Source organism: Serinicoccus chungangensis (genome assembly GCF_006337125.1).
Classification (GTDB): Bacteria; Actinomycetota; Actinomycetes; order Actinomycetales; family Dermatophilaceae; genus Ornithinicoccus; species Ornithinicoccus chungangensis.
On record NZ_CP040887.1, the window covers coordinates 3,005,769 to 3,022,627 of the forward strand.

Here is a 16,859-nt window from a genome sequence, read left to right on the forward strand (position 1 = left end):
AGGCACCGCGGTGCCTGCAACCCGCGTGCGAGGCTGCAGGCACCATGGTCCGGTCTCATCCCCTCGATGGTGGTCCTCCGCGCCGTCAGTCCGCCGGGGCCACGTTCGTGACCAGGTAGACGTTGTCGTTGAAGTCGTAGTTGATGCCGGAGTAGTCCATCACCACGAAGTACGACCCAGGGATCGGCGTGCCCTCCCGGTCCTCCACCGGCCAGATGCGGACGTGATGTCCGAGCTGGCACCCGTCGTTGCCCGCGCCGCAGCTGTCCGGGTCGGTGTTGTTGAGCTTCCAGTCGCTCGACTCCGGGTCGATCCTCCAGCTGAAGGTCGACTGGGACGGCGTGAACGTCCGGTAGGCGGGGTTGGTGGACGACCCGTTGATCCGCGGACGCAGGGTCTGGGCCCACTGACCGTTGTGGGTCAGCTGGTTCTGCCACGTCCCCTTGTTACCGACGGGGTGCGTTCCGAAGGTCGCCGTGTTGCTGCAGCAGGTGTGGTACGCCGCCAGCTGACGCACAGTGGCAGGCTTCGACGTGTCCAGCCGCTTCCAGGTGGCCGAGAGGACCTCGTCGCCGATGGCCTCCAGCCGTCCCTGGTTGTTGAGCTGCTGACCGGGTCCGACGATCGTGGTGCCCGGCCCGTACGCCTCGATGATCTCCGCGACGTTGGGCTCGTTGCCGCCCTCGCTCTGCGACTGCCAGATGGCTCCGAGCTCGACCGTGGTCGTCGGCCCGTCACTGCCGTTGTGGCGGATGAGCATCTCGGACTCGAAGTTGGTGTTCTGCCCCGAACCGGTGCCGATGAAACGGACGGTGACCGGGAGCGTGCCGCCCACGGCGATGGTCGCCGGGAGCGCCGGCGCGTTGACCAGCTCGAAGTCGTCCTGGTCGGCGATGTCCAGCGCCGAGACGACGACCGGCTCCGACCCGCTGTTGCCCACGTTGACTACAGCGGTGTCGGCGGTCGCCGGGTTGCTGGTGGTCGACTGGATCCGGCTCATCACCAGGCGGTCGTGGAAGGGCGCCGCCTCCGGGTTGGTGAGGGTGAGGTCACCGTCCGCGAGCTCCACGATCGTGAACGTCACCGTGCGGGTGGTCGTGTTGCCGGCCCCGTCCACCGCGGTGATGACCACCTCGTGGTTGCCGGATCCGGCGACCTCGAACGGGGCGGTGTAGTTGACCTCCGGAGCGCCGTCGATGCTGTAGTCGACGAACTCCAGGGTCCGGTCGGTCGCGGTGACCGTGACGGTGACCGGGCCGGTGTAGGTGCCACCCTCACCCTCGCCGTCCAGCGCGACCGAGACCTGCGGCGGGACGACGTCGCCCTCGGCGGTCGAGGTGATCCGCACCCACTGCAGCTTCGTGTTCGTGCCATCAGACGCCAGCGTCAGCGCGCCGTCCGAGACCTCGACCGTGGCGCTGCCGGTGCCGTAGTCACCTAGCCCGTTCGGCACGAAGCCGTCGATGACGGACGCGCCCTCTGCGGTGATGCCGTGCGTCGAGTCGCTGTAGTCGGCGTCACCGACGGACACCTCGACGGTGTACTCGCCGTCGGCGAGGGCATACTCCCACTCGCCGTCGACGACCGCGGCGACCTCGGCGTCGTCCACCAGGATCGTGGTCGCCTCCAGCACGTTCGCCTCGGAGGTGCGGTTGCGGGTGTCGGCCGTCTTGGCCGCCCCGCCCTCGGTCCGCACCCAGCCGTAGCCGCGCTCTTGGGTGAACAGGGCACCGGTGTCCGCCACCCACCCCGTGGGCGTGGCAGCAGCTGCCGGCTGGAAGTTGACCTGCGCCACCGTCTGGGTGACCGGCCCGTCCATCGGGACCACCTCGAGATAGTTGATCTTGGTGTTGGTCCCACCGAGCTGGTCTACCGTCAGCGCGCCGTCGAGCACCTCGACCGCGACCGTGCCCACCTCGTGCCGGGCGTCGGACCCGTTCGGGGCGGTGGAGTTCGGGAAGGCGTCGATGGCCGTCACACCCTCGACATTGATGGTGTGCGTCTCCGCAGCGCTCCCTCGGTTGGGGTCACCCACGGCGACGGTCACCTCGTAGGTCCCGTCAGGCAGCGCGACCTGCCAGGATCCGTCCAGCAGGACTCCGCCATCGCTCTCCGGGGGCAGGTCCATGTGCATCAACGTGTCCAGGCGCTGGTCGTCGTTGCTGTCGCGGTCGCGACCGTTGCCGACCAGCGTCAGCGGCTCCAGCGTCTCGTCGTCGACCCACCCGTAGGTCAGGTCGGTGCCCTGGTCGGCTCCCGAGCGGGGACCGTAGGCCTGGCCGAAGTCGCGCAGGTAGCCGTCCGGCACCGGGGCCGTCTCGGACTGGAAGTTGAACCTCAGCGCGTCGTCGGCGGGGGGCTCGGGCTCCACGACGTCGCCCGCTGGCACCACGTTGTCGACCAGGAAGACGTAGTCCTGGTAGTCACCGTTGGAGGCGTCCTCGAAGGCCACGACGAACCGGTCACCGGAGAGCGGGTAGATGCGCGCCCGGTGCAGACCGCCGCCGTCGTTGCGGCCGTCCTCGGTGTAGCCGACCCGGTTGAAGGTGTTCGAGTCGTAGTAGAGCCCGAACGCCTCCGTCCCCGGGTCGAAGGAGGTGCCGCCCGAGCCGAGCGCCGGGTTGAGCGTCTGCAGCTGGCCGTTGGCGATCGAGCCGACCTCGTTGAGGGTGACGTCGCCCTCGGCCGCGGCGTACCACCCGAAGGGCAGGTTCTCCTGCGGCGCGAACGCCGCCACCGGGGTCATGGTGACCGGGCCGTCACCAGCCCGCTCGAACAGCGGCTCGAGCACCTCGTCGCCCTTGGCCGCCGGGTCCATGCCGCCGGCCAGGTTGGTCCACCCGGCCGAGATGCCGTAGCCCAGGGCGTCGAGCACGAGCTGGAACGGCGGCTCGTTGCCGCCCTCCTGGCCCTGGAAAGCCAGGCCACGCAGGTCGACGGTCTCGGTGTCGCCGTCGCCCGTGGTGAGGGTCAGCTGCGCCTTCTTCACCTCGACGCCGCCGCTCGGGTCGAACGTCACGGTGACCGTGGCGTCCTCACCCGCGGCGAGGGTGCCGGGCGACGACGCGGAGAACTGCCCGCTGTTGGTCCCCGTGAACGCCGCGGTGATGTCCACCGGCTCGCTGCCGTTGTTGGTCACCGTCACCTCGGCGGTGTCGGTCGGCTGCTGGGTGTTGAGCGTGGCCGACATGACCAGCTCGTCCGTGTCCGTCGAGATCGACGACGCCGTCTGACCGTCGGGGACGCGCAGCAGGTAGAGCTCCTGCGGCTCGCCACCTCGGTTGTACTGGTTGATGTAGAGGTTGCCCTCGTGGACCGAGGTGTCCTCGATGACGTCCAGCGGGTCGGCATACCCGGTGAAGCCGGGGATGTCCGTGCCGGGCTGCGCGCCCAGGACGGTGCCGTCCGAGTCGACCTGCATGGTGAGCAGGTCGTCGTTGCCGCTGAACCGGACGACCATCATCCGGCCCTGGAGCTGACCGCCGAAGGTGTTCGACGTGTACTCGATGACGCCGTTGGGCGACTTGTTGAAGTCGAAGTCGTAGGCCCAGCCCCGGTAGTTCTGGTCAGGGTCCAGGCTGGCCGGATACTTGCTGCCGCCTGAGCCGGCGCCCTCAGGGTTGCCACCGTTGTTCAGCACCCACTCACAGCGAGTCGGGTTCGGGTGCCCGTAGTAGCCACCCTGCTCCACCTCGAAGAGGAAGTCACGCTGCGTCGGGTGGTTGGAGATCGCCGGCACGGTGCCACCCGTATAGGGCTCGCCGTCGATCCTGCGGGTGGCACACTCCTCCGTGACGTCGGTGCCGTTGCCGTAGCCGTTCTGACCCGCCTGCTGGTTGCTCGTCATGGTCATGGTGCCGCCGCTGACCGTGACACCTGGGCTGTTGCCACCGCCGGCCGTGCCGTTGGTGGGCACGTAGATGCTGCCGTTGGAGTGCCAGATCAGGTCGTACGCGTTCCGGATACCGGTCGCGTAGATCTCCAGCGGAGCGTCGTCGGCGAACGGGTCGTAGCTGCCGCCGACCTCCTCGGTGGCGACATTGATCGGCCCGTTCGCCCGGGCGGTGGCCAGGGCGTCCTGCGGGTCGAAGCGCAGCAGCGCAGCCGTCAGCTGGGTCTCACCACGGTTGCCCCATCCGCTGTCGACGTCGCCAGCGGCCTGGTTGGAACCCTGGAGGAAGTACATCCACGGGTCACCCCCGTCACCGGAGGGACCGTAGGCCAGCGAGTTGGACAGGTGGTCCTTCGCCGACCTCGGAAGGTTGGTGATGACGTCGGTCACGACGGGGTTGTCCACGTCGCTGAAGTCGACGACGGAGACCTTCGAGCCGAGCCGGGCGCTCTCGTTGCCCAGGTTCGCCGTCGCGTGGGTGACCCACGCCAGGTCCGGGTCGTTCTCGTCGAAGACCAGGCCCACCGAGGCGCGCCCGGCGAAGACACCGAGGTCCTGAGCGGGCCCGAGGGTGCCGTCCTCGAGGATCTCGTAGCGGAACATGCCCTGGCCGATGGTGGTCGCCCAGAGGTGGCCGTCGTGGACGACGAGGGAGGCGAAGTACTTGCCGTTCTCCGCACCGGAGGCGGTGGGCAGCAGAACCTTCTCGAAGCTCACGTCCTCGACGGGGTCGAACACCCCGGGCTCACCGGGATCGACCGGCTCGTCCGCCTCACCGGTCGTGAAGACCGACTCGAAGGCCCCGAAGGTGTTGCCGGCCTCGTCCAGCGCTCCGTCGATGACGTAGCGGTAGCTGGTCTCCGCCTTGAGCGGGGCGGTGGGGCTGAAGGCGATCGTGTCGTTGCCGCCCGTCGAGCCACGGTTGCCCTCCACCTCGACCTCACCGGCCTCCGTGATCTCGAACAGCTTGACCGCGTCGTCCGTCAGGGAGGTGGATCGCGACGGGTCGACACCGATGCCGGTCCCGGGCACCGCGACCGAGGCAGACACGGAGGTGTCCAGGGCGACGTCGGAGGCGCGGTTGGCAGGGATCGTGTTGGTCACGAACGGCTGGGTGCCGACGCTGCGGATCTCCACGTAGCTGATTTTGGAGTTGGCGCCGCCGACCGCATCGATGGTCAGCCGGCCGTCCTGGACACCTGCATAGGCGGTCACCTCTTCGTACTCGTCCGCCGCGGTGGCCTGGAACTCGCGGATGGCCACGCCGGTCTCGACATTGATGGCGTGCAGCGAGTCGTAGACCCCGCTGCTGGGCTGGTCACCCACCGCCAGCGTCACCTCGTAGAGACCGTCGGGAAGAGCGATCTCCCAGGCGCCCTCGGTGCACTGGTTGGTGCTGCAGTTCGCCGTGCCGTTGTAGACCTCGCTGATGTCGTTGTACTGCATGTGGATGAAGGTGTCGAGCAGCTGGTCGATACCGGCGCGGTTCCGGTCCCGACCGTTGGCCGACATGTTCAGCGGGGTGCTGGTGCCCTGCTCGACCCAGCCGTAGCTGAGGCCGTTGCCGCGATCGCCGTAGGCGGCTCCGCCGTCGGCCAGGTAGCCGGACGGCGTGGGCGCGGTGGGCAGCTGGAAGTTGATGTCCAGCGTGATGTCCTCGACGACCTCGATCTCGAACGTCCCGCTACCGCTGCTGGTCCCGTCGTCGGCCGTCACCTCGACGGTGTACGGGCTGTCGGCAGCGGTGTCCTGCGCCACGGTTCCCGAGATGGACCCGTCCGCGTAGGTGAGCCCGTCCGGCAGGCCCGTCACGGTGACCTCGACGCCCTCGCCCTGCGGGTCGGTCGCCCGGACCGGGATGAGGGTCTGCTGCGCCTCGAAGAGGGTCCGGTCACCGCTGAGGGTGACCACCGGTGCACCCTGGTCGGCCTGGCTGACCGCGAAGTCGCCGAAGGTCACGAACAGCTCGGAGGTCGCCTCGTTCCTCTTGGTCGCGAAGACACCGGCGAAGCTGGCCGGACCGGCCTCGTCGTCGGCGAGGACCTCGCCGTCGAAGAAGGCCTGCGGCACGGTGAACTCGCCGAGGGTGACCGGCGCAGCGGTGCCGACCTGATAGCTGCCGACGACCGTGTTGTCCGCGTCGTCCAGCACCATCGTCAGGACGACGTCCGTGCCCTCGGGGAACGAGGAGCCGTTGATCTCGTTGGCGTCGCCGTTGGCGACCCCGTCGATCTCCCGCTGGAACTGGGCCCGCACATTGGTGCCGGCCTGGTTCTGCAGGGTCAGGTTGACCAGGTTGTCCTCGTCCAGGCCGAACCACAGGCCGGCCTTCTCGGCGTTCGCGGTGCCGTCGAAGTCGGGGGCCACGACGGTCGTGCTGACCGTGGTCACCTCACCGGCCGCCTCGACACCGACACCCAGCCCGTTGAGGAGAGAGTTGGTGTTCGCGGTGGGGGCCTTCTGGTACTGGATGCCTTGGGTGGCCTCGATGGTGAGGCCCCCGTCGGCGACCTGGAGGTTGCCCGGCTCGTAGCCCGGGACCTCGGGGATGGTGGGGTCACCGTCAGCCGCGAGGCGCGTCGAGGGCGGATCCACCATGGTGAAGCCGATGTCGGCGCCTGCCCCGTCCTCCATGCCGCCGTCGCTGCCGTCGAAGGACAGCTCCACCGGCAGCTCCGGCACCACGTCGGCGCAGACGAGGGTGGAGATCGGCGAGCACGCCTCGGCCTGAGCGGGCGCCTCCGGGGTGGCGGCGACCTCGTCGGAGACCTCCGACTCGTTGTCCGAGGAGTCGACCGCGGTCACCACGTAGAAGTACTCGGTGCCGTTGGTCACCCCGGAGTCGACGAAGGACTCCGTCCCGGCCGCCACCAGCTCGGTGTTGACCGGCGACCGCTCGGCGTCCACACCGGTGGACTGAGAGCGGTAGACGTTGTAGCCGGCCAGGTCGTCCTCGCCGTTGGCGTCCCACGTCAGCTCGACCTGGCCGTCACCGCCGGTCGCAGCGAGTCCCGCGGGGGCCGCCGGAGCGGTCGTGTCCGCGTCCGCTCCCTGGGTGACCGAGAAGTCACCGAAGGTGAGGAGCAGGTCATTCGTCGTCTCGGCCCGCTTCGTGGCGAAGATGCCGGCATAGCTGGCCGGACCGGTCTCCTCGTCGGCGAGCAGCTCACCGTCGAAGAACGCCTGCGGAACCGTGAGCTCCGGGAGGTCGACCGGCGACGCGGTACCGACCTGGTAGCTGCCGACGACCGAGTTGTCGGCGTCGTCCAGCACCATCGTCAGGACCACGTCCGTGCCCTCGGAGAACGGAGCGCTGTTGAACTCGTCGCTGGCCGTGACGACCTTGCCGCCGACCTCACGCTGCACCTGGACCCGGACGTTGGTGCCGGTCTGGTTTTGCACGGTGAGGTTGACCAGGTTGTCCTCGTCGAGGCCGAACCACAGCCCGCCCTTCTCGGAGTTGGCGGTGCCGTCGAAGTCCGGAGCCACCACCGTCGTGCTGACGGTGGTCGTCGTCCCCGACGCCTCGACCCCGACACCCAGCCCGTTGATGAGGGAGTTGGTGTTGCTCGACTGGACGTTGTCCGCGTACTGGATACCGCGGGTGGCCTCGATGGTCAGACCGTTCTCGACGATCTGGAGGTTGCCGGGCTCGTAGCCCGGGACGTCGGCATTGCTGGGCGCACCGTCGAGGTCGAGACGGGCCGAGGGTGGGTCCACCATGGTGAAGCCGATGTCCTCGCCAGCCTGGTCCACCAGACCGCCGTCGGTGCCGTCGAAGGACAGCTCCACCGGGGTCTCGAGCACCACGTCGGCGCACGGGAGGGTCGAGATCAGCGAGCATCCCGCGACCGGCTCGGCGACCGGCGTGACGGACACCTCGTCGGAGATCTCCGACTGGTTGTCCGAGGAGTCGACCGCGGTCACCACGTAGAAGTACTCGGTGCCGTTGGTCACCCCGGAGTCGACGAAGGACTCCGTCCCGGCCGCCACCAGCTCGCTGTTGACCGGCGACCGCTCGGCGTCCACACCGGTGGACTGAGAGCGGTACACGTTGTAGCCGGCCAGGTCCTCCTCACCGTTGGCGTCCCACGTCAGCTCGACCTGGCCGTCACCGGCGGTCGCACTCAGCCCGGACGGCGCGCCCGGAGCCGTCGTATCCGCAGCCTCACCGGTGCTGGCGCCGGGCTGGGCGAAGGTCGGGGTCCCGCGGTACTGACCCGGGAAAGAGCCGGTCTCGTCGAGAGCGACATCACCCTCGTTCTCGTCCATGCGCCAGTGACCCCGCGCACCATCGCCAGCGACCAGCGACCCGTACCCCTCGTGGTCCCCGTCTGCGATCTCCGCGAAGTGTGCAGCGACATCCGCAGAGCTCAACGCACGGTCGTACACCGCGACCTCGTCCACCTCACCCACCGCAGACCCCAGGTACCCCCCACCGATCCGCAACGGCAGCGTCGACGCCGCCGGGGCTTCGGTCATCGCCTTGCGCCCGGCCAACTGGCCATCCAGGAACATCCACACCGTCGACCCAGAACGAGTCACCACCACGTGGTTCCACTCGCCCGCACGCAAGGTCCCGTTCGAACGCACCACATCGAACGGCGCACGGTTAGCCCCGGCAGAACCCTGGAAGAAGTACACCCGCCCCGTCGTCTCCAGAGTCAGCACACCCTCCCCGCCATACGCCTTGCCCAACAGCACCCGGCGCTGATCGAAGTCCTCAGGCTTGACCCACACCTCCCACGTCGAGTCACCCGCCAGCTCCGAACCCACCCCCGGAACCACCACATCATCATCACCCGAGAACCCCACCGACTGACCCAGAGTCACCTCCGGCTGCGCCACCACAGCCGTGGCGGTAGCGCCGGGCTGGGCGAAGGTCGGGGTCCCGCGGTACTGACCCGGGAAAGAGCCGGTCTCGTCGAGAGCGACATCACCCTCGTTCTCGTCCATGCGCCAGTGACCCCGCGCACCATCGCCAGCGACCAGCGACCCGTACCCCTCGTGGTCCCCGTCTGCGATCTCCGCGAAGTGTGCAGCGACATCCGCAGAGCTCAACGCACGGTCGTACACCGCGACCTCGTCCACCTCACCCACCGCAGACCCCAGGTACCCCCCACCGATCCGCAACGGCAGCGTCGACGCCGCCGGGGCTTCGGTCATCGCCTTGCGCCCGGCCAACTGGCCATCCAGGAACATCCACACCGTCGACCCAGAACGAGTCACCACCACGTGGTTCCACTCGCCCGCACGCAGGTCCCGTTCGAACGCACCACATCGAACGGCGCACGGTTAGCCCCGGCAGAACCCTGGAAGAAGTACACCCGCCCCGTCGTCTCCAGAGTCAGCACACCCTCCCCGCCATACGCCTTGCCCAACAGCACCCGGCGCTGATCGAAGTCCTCAGGCTTGACCCACACCTCCCACGTCGAGTCACCCGCCAGCTCCGAACCCACCCCCGGAACCACCACATCATCATCACCCGAGAACCCCACCGACTGACCCAGAGTCACCTCCGGCTGCGCCACCACAGCCGTGGCGGTAGCGCCGGGCTGGGCGAAGGTCGGGGTCCCGCGGTACTGACCCGGGAAAGAGCCGGTCTCGTCGAGAGCGACATCACCCTCGTTCTCGTCCATGCGCCAGTGACCCCGCGCACCATCGCCAGCGACCAGCGACCCGTACCCCTCGTGGTCCCCGTCTGCGATCTCCGCGAAGTGTGCAGCGACATCCGCAGAGCTCAACGCACGGTCGTACACCGCGACCTCGTCCACCTCACCCACCGCAGACCCCAGGTACCCCCACCGATCCGCAACGGCAGCGTCGACGCCGCCGGGGCTTCGGTCATCGCCTTGCGCCCGGCCAACTGGCCATCCAGGAACATCCACACCGTCGACCCAGAACGAGTCACCACCACGTGGTTCCACTCGCCCGCACGCAAGGTCCCGTTCGAACGCACCACATCGAACGGCGCACGGTTAGCCCCGGCAGAACCCTGGAAGAAGTACACCCGCCCCGTCGTCTCCAGAGTCAGCACACCCTCCCCGCCATACGCCTTGCCCAACAGCACCCGGCGCTGATCGAAGTCCTCAGGCTTGACCCACACCTCCCACGTCGAGTCACCCGCCAGCTCCGAACCCACCCCCGGAACCACCACATCATCATCACCCGAGAACCCCACCGACTGACCCAGAGTCACCTCCGGCTCTTCGAGCGACTCAGCTGGCCTCGCTGTGGTCACCAGGTACGCCATGAGCAGCGCGAGGACGGACAGGAGGGCGACGAGGTGGCGACCGAAGGCGGCCTGAGCGTTCACGGAATTCCCCTTGGTGTCGTGAGGTGGGAGAGCGAGGGAGTGGCTGCGCACGGCTAAGTCGAAGGACCGACGGCTGAGATTGGGCCCGTCCTTCATCGCGGCATGCGCCGATCGGCAGAGCGACGGGAGCTGATCGAGGTCGGGCGCGCCCGATGCCGAGCGCGAGTGACTTCCATGTGCATGAGCTCCCCTTTGAGCGCCGTCACACCCCGGATGGCGGCCGTCTGACGCGGATCGGCCGCGTCAGCCTGTGACTGGAGACATGGAAGCACAAGGTAAGGAACAAGTAAAGAGTCAATATAGATTCGGTCTAGTGAAGGTATGGTCATGGCATAGAGCTACACCCTTTTGGGTGAGGTCAGAGCGATTTTGTCAAACGATTGACCTTGCCTCAGCGACGACGGCTGAGCGGCTTGGGTGACCGAAGCTGATACACAGATTGGACAGGTCCCGGCATCGTCGCAGGTCAGGGCCATGCAATGAGGATCGGACACCAACTCTCGCCCAGCTTGGGCAACGGCTCTCTGATGGGGCCCCGAAACCGCCGGTATCGGTTGTGCTGTCGAAGGCGGCGACTAAGGCGCACCCCCGGAAAGGCAGTCCACCACTCGTCAATTGTTCAATGTTCGTCTACGCGGTATTCACCAGCCAGACTCGATGACACCAGGCACCGGACAGCTCGCCATCCCACCGGCCCAGCACCTGGTGTCGCATCGCGTCGAGGCCCGGCCGTCTCGAGGAAGCCGCACCCCAGGAGGCCCCGTCAGCGGAGCGCTGAGGTGCGGAGGCCGGCCCACGCGCGGACTGCACAACCCGACGGGAGATCCTGGGAGCAACGGCAGCGCGAGCGAGAGCAAGTCCGGACCGATCCCCTAGACCGCTGTGGATCATCCGTCGCCGACCATGAGCCGGAGTTCCCCATCGCCGCCAGATCACCCGCACAGCCGGCGTGTTGTGAGGACGGGTGAAGCTCTGTGCGATGGCGAAGCAGATCCAGGTGTTCTAGACGCGCCAGCGTCTAGGGGCAGCAGCCGGACCCGCGACCGACACCGGCAGCACGGGACTCACCCGTTCTGCGTCTCCAGACGGAAGCCCACCCCACGCACCGCCGTGATCCGCACCGGCGCGTCGGCACCCTCGAGCTTGCTGCGCAGTCGCCCGACCGTGTTGTCCAGGGTCTTGGTGGAGCCGAACCAGTTCTCGTCCCAGACCTCGTTGATGAGCGTGTCCCGGCTGACGACCGCTCCGCGCCGCGCGGCCAGGAGGGCCAGCACGTCGAACTCCTTGGTGGTGGTGGGCAGATCCACCCCACGCACCAGGACGCGACGGGCGTCGACGTCGATGTGCAGCCCCCCGTCACCTGCCGGACGGGCCGTGGGCTTCGGGGGGTCCGGCGCCCGGTTGATCGAGCTGCGCCGCAGCAACGCCCGGGTGCGGGCCTGCAGCTCGGCGAGCCCGAACGGCTTGGCGAGGTAGTCGTCGGCGCCGGTGTCCAGCCCGACGACGCGGTCCAGCTCCCCGTCCCGCGCGGTGAGGATGATGATCCCCCCGGGGTAGCCGCCCTCGCGCACCGCGCGGCAGACGTCGATGCCGTCCATGTCCGGCAACCCCAGGTCGAGCAGGACCAGGTCGACCGGCGGGTCCCCGGAGACCACCCGGTCCACGGCCGGCTGGCCCTCTGCGAAGCGGTCGACGGCATGGCCGTCCCGCTCCAGGGTGCGCACCAGCGGGGCGGCGATCTTGTCGTCGTCCTCAACGACCACGACCGTGGCCATGACATGAATCCTAGGCAGCGCGAGGCTCATGGTGACGACACCCGGGTGTGCTCCGGGTGTCGCGGCCCGAGGGCTGCGCCGTCGGGCTGACCAGGGCGGTCTCACCCTCACGGGGTGACCTCCTGGCTCGACGCGTCCATGGAGGCGTCGGTCGTGGCGGTCGACGTGGCTGCCGCACTCTTCCCGTTGCCCACCTGGGCCCGCACGACGTCGGAGTAGCTCACCTGCCCACCGGCGTCCACCGACCAGGCCCGCAGCTCGTAGGCCCCGTCGGGGTACTTGTGGGTCTGCCAGTTGCAGGTCACGGGGTTGCCCCACCCCTCGCAGAGGGACGACCAGGAGCTGGAGCCGGCCCGTCGCAGGTCGATGCCCTGGGACCGGACGGTCGTGCTCCCGTCGGTCCGCTCGGCCGTCACGTGGACGGTGGCCCACAGGGTTCCCGACGGGACCCGGACGGCGACGGCGGGGCCGCCATTCCTCACGGCGACCGCGTTGGTGACCCAGCCGGAGACGTTGGCGTAGGCGTCCACGGCCCGGGCCCGCACCTCGTACGCCCCGTCGGCGACCGCGGTGGTGTCCCAGGTGCAGCCGAAGGGGGCGCTGGTGTCGGTGCACAGCGCGGTCCACGTGGAGGCTCCGGCGGGCCGGACCTCCATCTCGACCCGGACCACCGAGCTCTCGGCGTCCGCGGCGTCGGCCCCGACGACGACGGCCCCCCGGGCCGACGAGGGCAGGGGGTGCAGGCTCACCGTGGGCGGCACCCAGTCGACGGCCGCCGTGACGGTGGCGGTGCTGGTGCTGCGGTCGGTGTAGGTGGCGGCCGACGGTGCGGCGGTCACCGCGGTGAGCGACAGCACGGCAGCCAGCGCGAGGAGGACGCCGGAGCGAAGGTGGGTCACGGCGTCCTCCTGGTCGGGTGCGGGGTGAGAAGTCGGTGGTGGAGTGGTGCTGAGGTGGAGTGGTGCTGAGGAGCGCCGCCGCCGTCCCTGACGGCGACGCCCCTCAGCAGGCAGGGGCCCTGCCGCCGTCACGGAGGGCGGCAGAACCCCCGGGGCCTGGTCCGGAGGTGGACCGGCCCTGGCCTGACGGCTGTCCCAGTGCCGTCAGGTTGCGGGTGAGCTCGAGGAGGGCGAGGAGCGCGATGACGCCGGCGGGGACCCCGATGACGAGCATGCGCACCTCCCGGTCCGCGAGCGCGATGAGCAGGTAGCCCACGCCGGGCACGACGTGCTCGACGACCGGCTGGTCCTGCGCGATGAGGCTGAAGGTCCACGGGTCGACGTCCGCGTTGGCGTCGCCCTTGGTCCGCATGACGGTCCCGCCCTGCTCACCCGGCTCGATCTCGACGATCCGGTGCGTGACCAGGGTGGTCACCCCGCTGTCGGCCGGGGGCAGGTAGGTGATGACGTCGCCCACCTCCAGGTCCTGCACCGGGCGCGGCTCGGAGAAGATGACCGAGCCGCGCTCGATGGCGCCCGACATGGAGCCGCCGGTGATGACGTAGCGCTCGTAGCCCAGCAGGGACGGCAGGAGGTATGCCGCGCAGGCCAGGATGACGAGCACCATCGAGGCGTTGCCCAGATGACCGGCCAGGCGTCGGGTGCGGGCGGTGAGCTTCGGCATGGTCATCTCCTCGGTGTCAGCGGTGGCGGGGTGGGCTGGGGTGGTGGTGGCCGACGGGGTCGGTCACTGGTCGGTGGTCTGGCCCTCGAGCTGGACGGCGTCCCACACGTAGGTCGCGGAGGCGGACTTGCCCTGCTCGCTGTTGCCGGCCGCCTTGTCCAGGGCGACGGTGAAGGTGAAGCTGCGGGCCTTGCCGGCCTCGACCTCGCCCAGCGCCTGCTTGACGCCGTCCTCCAGCCCACCGAAGGTGCCGTCGTAGACGACGGTGCCGTTCGTGGTGTCGGTGATCGTCAGCGTGAGGTTCTTGCCCGAGAAGCCGTTGCTCGACGAGGACTCGGTGAGCGAGAAGGCCGCCGGCAGCGAGCCGGTGTTGGTCAGCGTGAGCGAGCCGTTGACGACGTCACCGGGCTTGATGTTCTTCAGGGAGAAGATGGCGCTGTCGGCCTTGCTGTTGGTGTGCGTCAGCGTGCCGGAGGTGACCGAGCTGATGGTGTTGCTGCTGGTCGAGGTGAAGGTGGCGCCCGAGCCCACGACCACGGCCCCGGCCGCGCAGAGGACGGCGAGAGGGGCGAGGATCTTGGAGCGAGTGCGGTTGCTGGTCATGTCGAGACTCCTGTGACGGTCACCCCTGCAGGTGATCTGGTGTGGTGTCTCCGACGCTACGCAGCCTTTCTCCACCGCCGGTCCACGCGAGATCCCGCTCTCGTCCACATCTTCGGCACGGCTGATGTGACCGACCAGTAGCAAAGCTCAGGTCGTGCGGTCCGGCTCCGCCTCGGGACGGTTCGTGGGCAGCTCGAACCACGCGCAGGTGCCGGCCCCGGGCGACGGCTCGAGACCGACCCGGCCGCCGTGGGCGGTCACGATCCGGTGCACGGTGGCCAGCCCGATCCCGTGCCCCTCGGGCCGCGCCTCCCCGTCCCCGGTGCGGGCGCGGACGAAGGGGAGGAAGACCGCGTGCTCCTGGCCCGCGGGCACCCCGGCCCCGTTGTCGGTGACGCAGATGCGCCACCGGCCGGCCCGCTGGGCGGCGTGGAGCCGCACGTGCGGCGTGACCCCGCGCCGCGTGAACTTCAGGCTGTTGTCGAGCAGGTTGAGCAGGACGGAGTAGAGCAGGGCCGGGTCCGCCGGCACGACCGGCAGGTCTTCCACCTCGACGTGCGCACCCACCTGGCGCACCAGCGGGCTGAGGTCCAGCAGCACCCGGTCGACGACCTCGGCCAGGTCGACGTCCTGCGGCCTGGGCCGACCACCCTCCTGGGCGAGCGAGAGCACGTCGTGGATCATCCCGCTCATCCCCCGAGCCGCGTCGGCGATCCGGTCGACGGCCGCCGCGAGCTCGGGGTCCTCACGGACCGCGGGCTCGCTGGCCAGCACCTCCGCGTTGGCCCGCACCGCCATGAGGGGGTTGCGCAGGTCGTGGCTCACCTGGGCGGCGAAGTGCGAGAGCGCCACGTTGGAGCGGGCCAGCTCGTCCCGCGCCTCGGTCAGCTCCTGCAGCGAGCTGCTCAGCTGCCGGCTGCGCAGCCGCAGCTCCAGGATGTCGGTCGCCCGCTCCGCCAGGAATCCGAGCGCCTCCCGCTGGGCGTCGGTGGTCCGGCGGGGGCGGTGGTCGAAGACGCACAGCTGTCCGACGAGTGACCCGTCGGGGCTGCGCATCGGCGCCGTCGCGTAGAACCGGACGCCCGGCCGCGCGGTCACCATGGGGTGGTCCGCCAACCGCGGGTCCTGGCGGGCGTCCGGCACCACGAAGGCGTCGTCCATCTCCACGACCGTGAAGAGGGACTCGCCGCGCGCACACACCGACGGCTCCGTCCCGGTGGCGGCGATCCGGTGCTCGCTGGTGGCGGTGAAGACGGTCACCGCCGCCCCGGGGGCACCGAAGATGCTCGCCGCCAGGTCGGAGAGGGACTGCAGCTCGTCCCTGGACGGCACGCTGAGGAGTCCGTAGCGGTCGGACTCGACCTCGTCCCTGTCCCCCTCCGAGGCTGTCATGACCGCTCGCGGGTCAGTCCCGGATCATCCCTGCACCGACGGTGACGCCGGAGGCCTGGTCGATGAGGATGAACGACCCGGTGATGCGGTTCTGCTCGTAGAGGTCGACCATGAGCGGCTGCTGGACGCGCAGTCGCACCCGCCCCATCTCGTTGAGACCGATCTCCTGCGCGTCCTGGTCGCGGTGCAGCGTGTTGACGTCGAGCCGGTAGTCGATCTCCTTGACCAGCGCCTTGACGGTGCGGGTGGTGTGCTTGACCAGCAGCTTGGCGCGCGGCTTGAGCGCACCCGGCGACATCCAGCAGACCATCGCGTCGAGGTCCTGCGTCTGCTCCGGCTGGTTGTTGACGCGGGCGATCATGTCGCCGCGGCTCACGTCGACGTCGTCGGCGAGGCGCACGGTCACCGACATCGGGGGATATGCCTCGTCCACCTGGCGGTCGAAGGCGTCGATGGCCTCGATGGTGCTCGTCATGCCGCTGGGCAGGACGATGACCTCGTCACCCGGCTTCATGACGCCCCCGGCGACCTGGCCGGCATACCCGCGGTAGTCGTGGAACTCGTCCGACTTGGGGCGGATGACGTACTGCACCGGGAAGCGGACGTCGCGCATCTCGCGGTCGGAGCCGATGTAGACGTGCTCGAGGTGGTGCAGCAGGCTGCTGCCGCCGTACCACGGCATCTTCTCGCTGCGGGTCACGACGTTGTCGCCCTGCAGGGCCGAGATGGGGATCACGGTGAGGTCGGGCACGTCCAGCTTGCGGACGAAGTCGGTGAACTCGGCCTCGATCCGGCGGAAGGTCTCCTCCGAGAAGTCCACCAGGTCCATCTTGTTGACCGCCAGCACGAGGTGCGGCACCCGCAGCATCGACAGGATGACCGCGTGCCGACGCGACTGCTCGGTCATGCCCTGGCGGGCGTCGACGAGCACCAGGCCCAGGTCGGCGGTGGACGCGCCGGTCACCATGTTGCGGGTGTACTGCACGTGTCCCGGGGTGTCGGCGATGATGAACTTGCGCCGCGGGGTCGCGAAGTAGCGGTAGGCGACGTCGATGGTGATGCCCTGCTCGCGCTCGCTGCGCAGACCGTCGGTGAGCAGCGCGAGGTCGGTGTAGTCGAAGCCCTTGTCCTTCGAGGTCCGCTCGACCGACTCCAGCTGGTCCTCGAAGATCGCCTTGCTGTCCAGCAGCAGGCGCCCGATGAGGGTCGACTTGCCGTCGTCCACGGAGCCTGCGGTCGCGAAGCGCAGCAGGTCCAT

General features: G+C 69.2%; 9 protein-coding genes and 1 pseudogene. All 10 read right to left on the minus strand.

Going from position 1 to position 16,859, the window contains the following annotated elements; all coding sequences use genetic code 11:
- Window positions 1-85: 85 nt before the first annotated feature.
- The 10 genes and pseudogenes from FHD63_RS13785 to FHD63_RS13830 all read right to left on the minus strand — a co-directional run bounded on the left by FHD63_RS13785 (window position 86) and on the right by FHD63_RS13830 (window position 16,859).
- Window positions 86-8,848: a LamG-like jellyroll fold domain-containing protein gene (locus FHD63_RS13785; RefSeq protein WP_139722526.1), complete on the minus strand. Its 8,763-nt coding sequence runs from the start codon at window positions 8,846-8,848 to the stop codon at window positions 86-88.
- Window positions 8,849-8,992: 144 nt separating this feature from the next.
- A pseudogene (locus FHD63_RS17065) lies at window positions 8,993-9,127 on the minus strand (hypothetical protein); the annotation flags it as partial.
- Window positions 9,118-9,666 carry a hypothetical protein gene (locus FHD63_RS13795; RefSeq protein WP_139722527.1) on the minus strand — a complete coding sequence of 183 codons (549 nt, stop codon included), beginning with the start codon at window positions 9,664-9,666 and terminating at the stop codon, window positions 9,118-9,120. The gene FHD63_RS13795 and the pseudogene FHD63_RS17065, both read right to left, overlap by 10 nt.
- Window positions 9,633-10,208 (minus strand): LamG domain-containing protein, encoded by a 576-nt coding sequence (locus FHD63_RS13800; RefSeq protein WP_158296791.1) that lies wholly within the window; start codon window positions 10,206-10,208, stop codon window positions 9,633-9,635. The genes FHD63_RS13795 and FHD63_RS13800 overlap by 34 nt, the downstream gene beginning before the upstream one ends.
- Window positions 10,209-11,272: 1,064 nt before the next feature.
- A complete protein-coding gene (locus FHD63_RS13805; RefSeq protein WP_139722529.1) occupies window positions 11,273-11,983 on the minus strand; it encodes a response regulator transcription factor in 711 nt (236 codons plus the stop codon).
- 107 nt (window positions 11,984-12,090) lie between these two features.
- A complete protein-coding gene (locus FHD63_RS13810) occupies window positions 12,091-12,882 on the minus strand; it encodes an Ig-like domain-containing protein (RefSeq protein WP_139722530.1) in 792 nt (263 codons plus the stop codon).
- A 103-nt stretch (window positions 12,883-12,985) separates the two neighbouring features.
- A complete protein-coding gene (locus FHD63_RS13815; protein ID WP_139722531.1) occupies window positions 12,986-13,606 on the minus strand; it encodes a signal peptidase I in 621 nt (206 codons plus the stop codon).
- 63 nt (window positions 13,607-13,669) lie between these two features.
- Window positions 13,670-14,209 (minus strand): TasA family protein, encoded by a 540-nt coding sequence (locus FHD63_RS13820; RefSeq protein ID WP_139722532.1) that lies wholly within the window; start codon window positions 14,207-14,209, stop codon window positions 13,670-13,672.
- A 147-nt stretch (window positions 14,210-14,356) separates the two neighbouring features.
- Entirely contained in the window at window positions 14,357-15,601 is a 1,245-nt protein-coding gene (locus FHD63_RS13825; RefSeq protein ID WP_139722533.1) for a sensor histidine kinase, read from the minus strand.
- 13 nt (window positions 15,602-15,614) lie between these two features.
- The gene (locus FHD63_RS13830; RefSeq protein ID WP_139723156.1) at window positions 15,615-16,859 is read right to left on the minus strand and encodes a sulfate adenylyltransferase subunit 1; all 1,245 of its coding nucleotides are present in this window, start codon (window positions 16,857-16,859) and stop codon (window positions 15,615-15,617) included.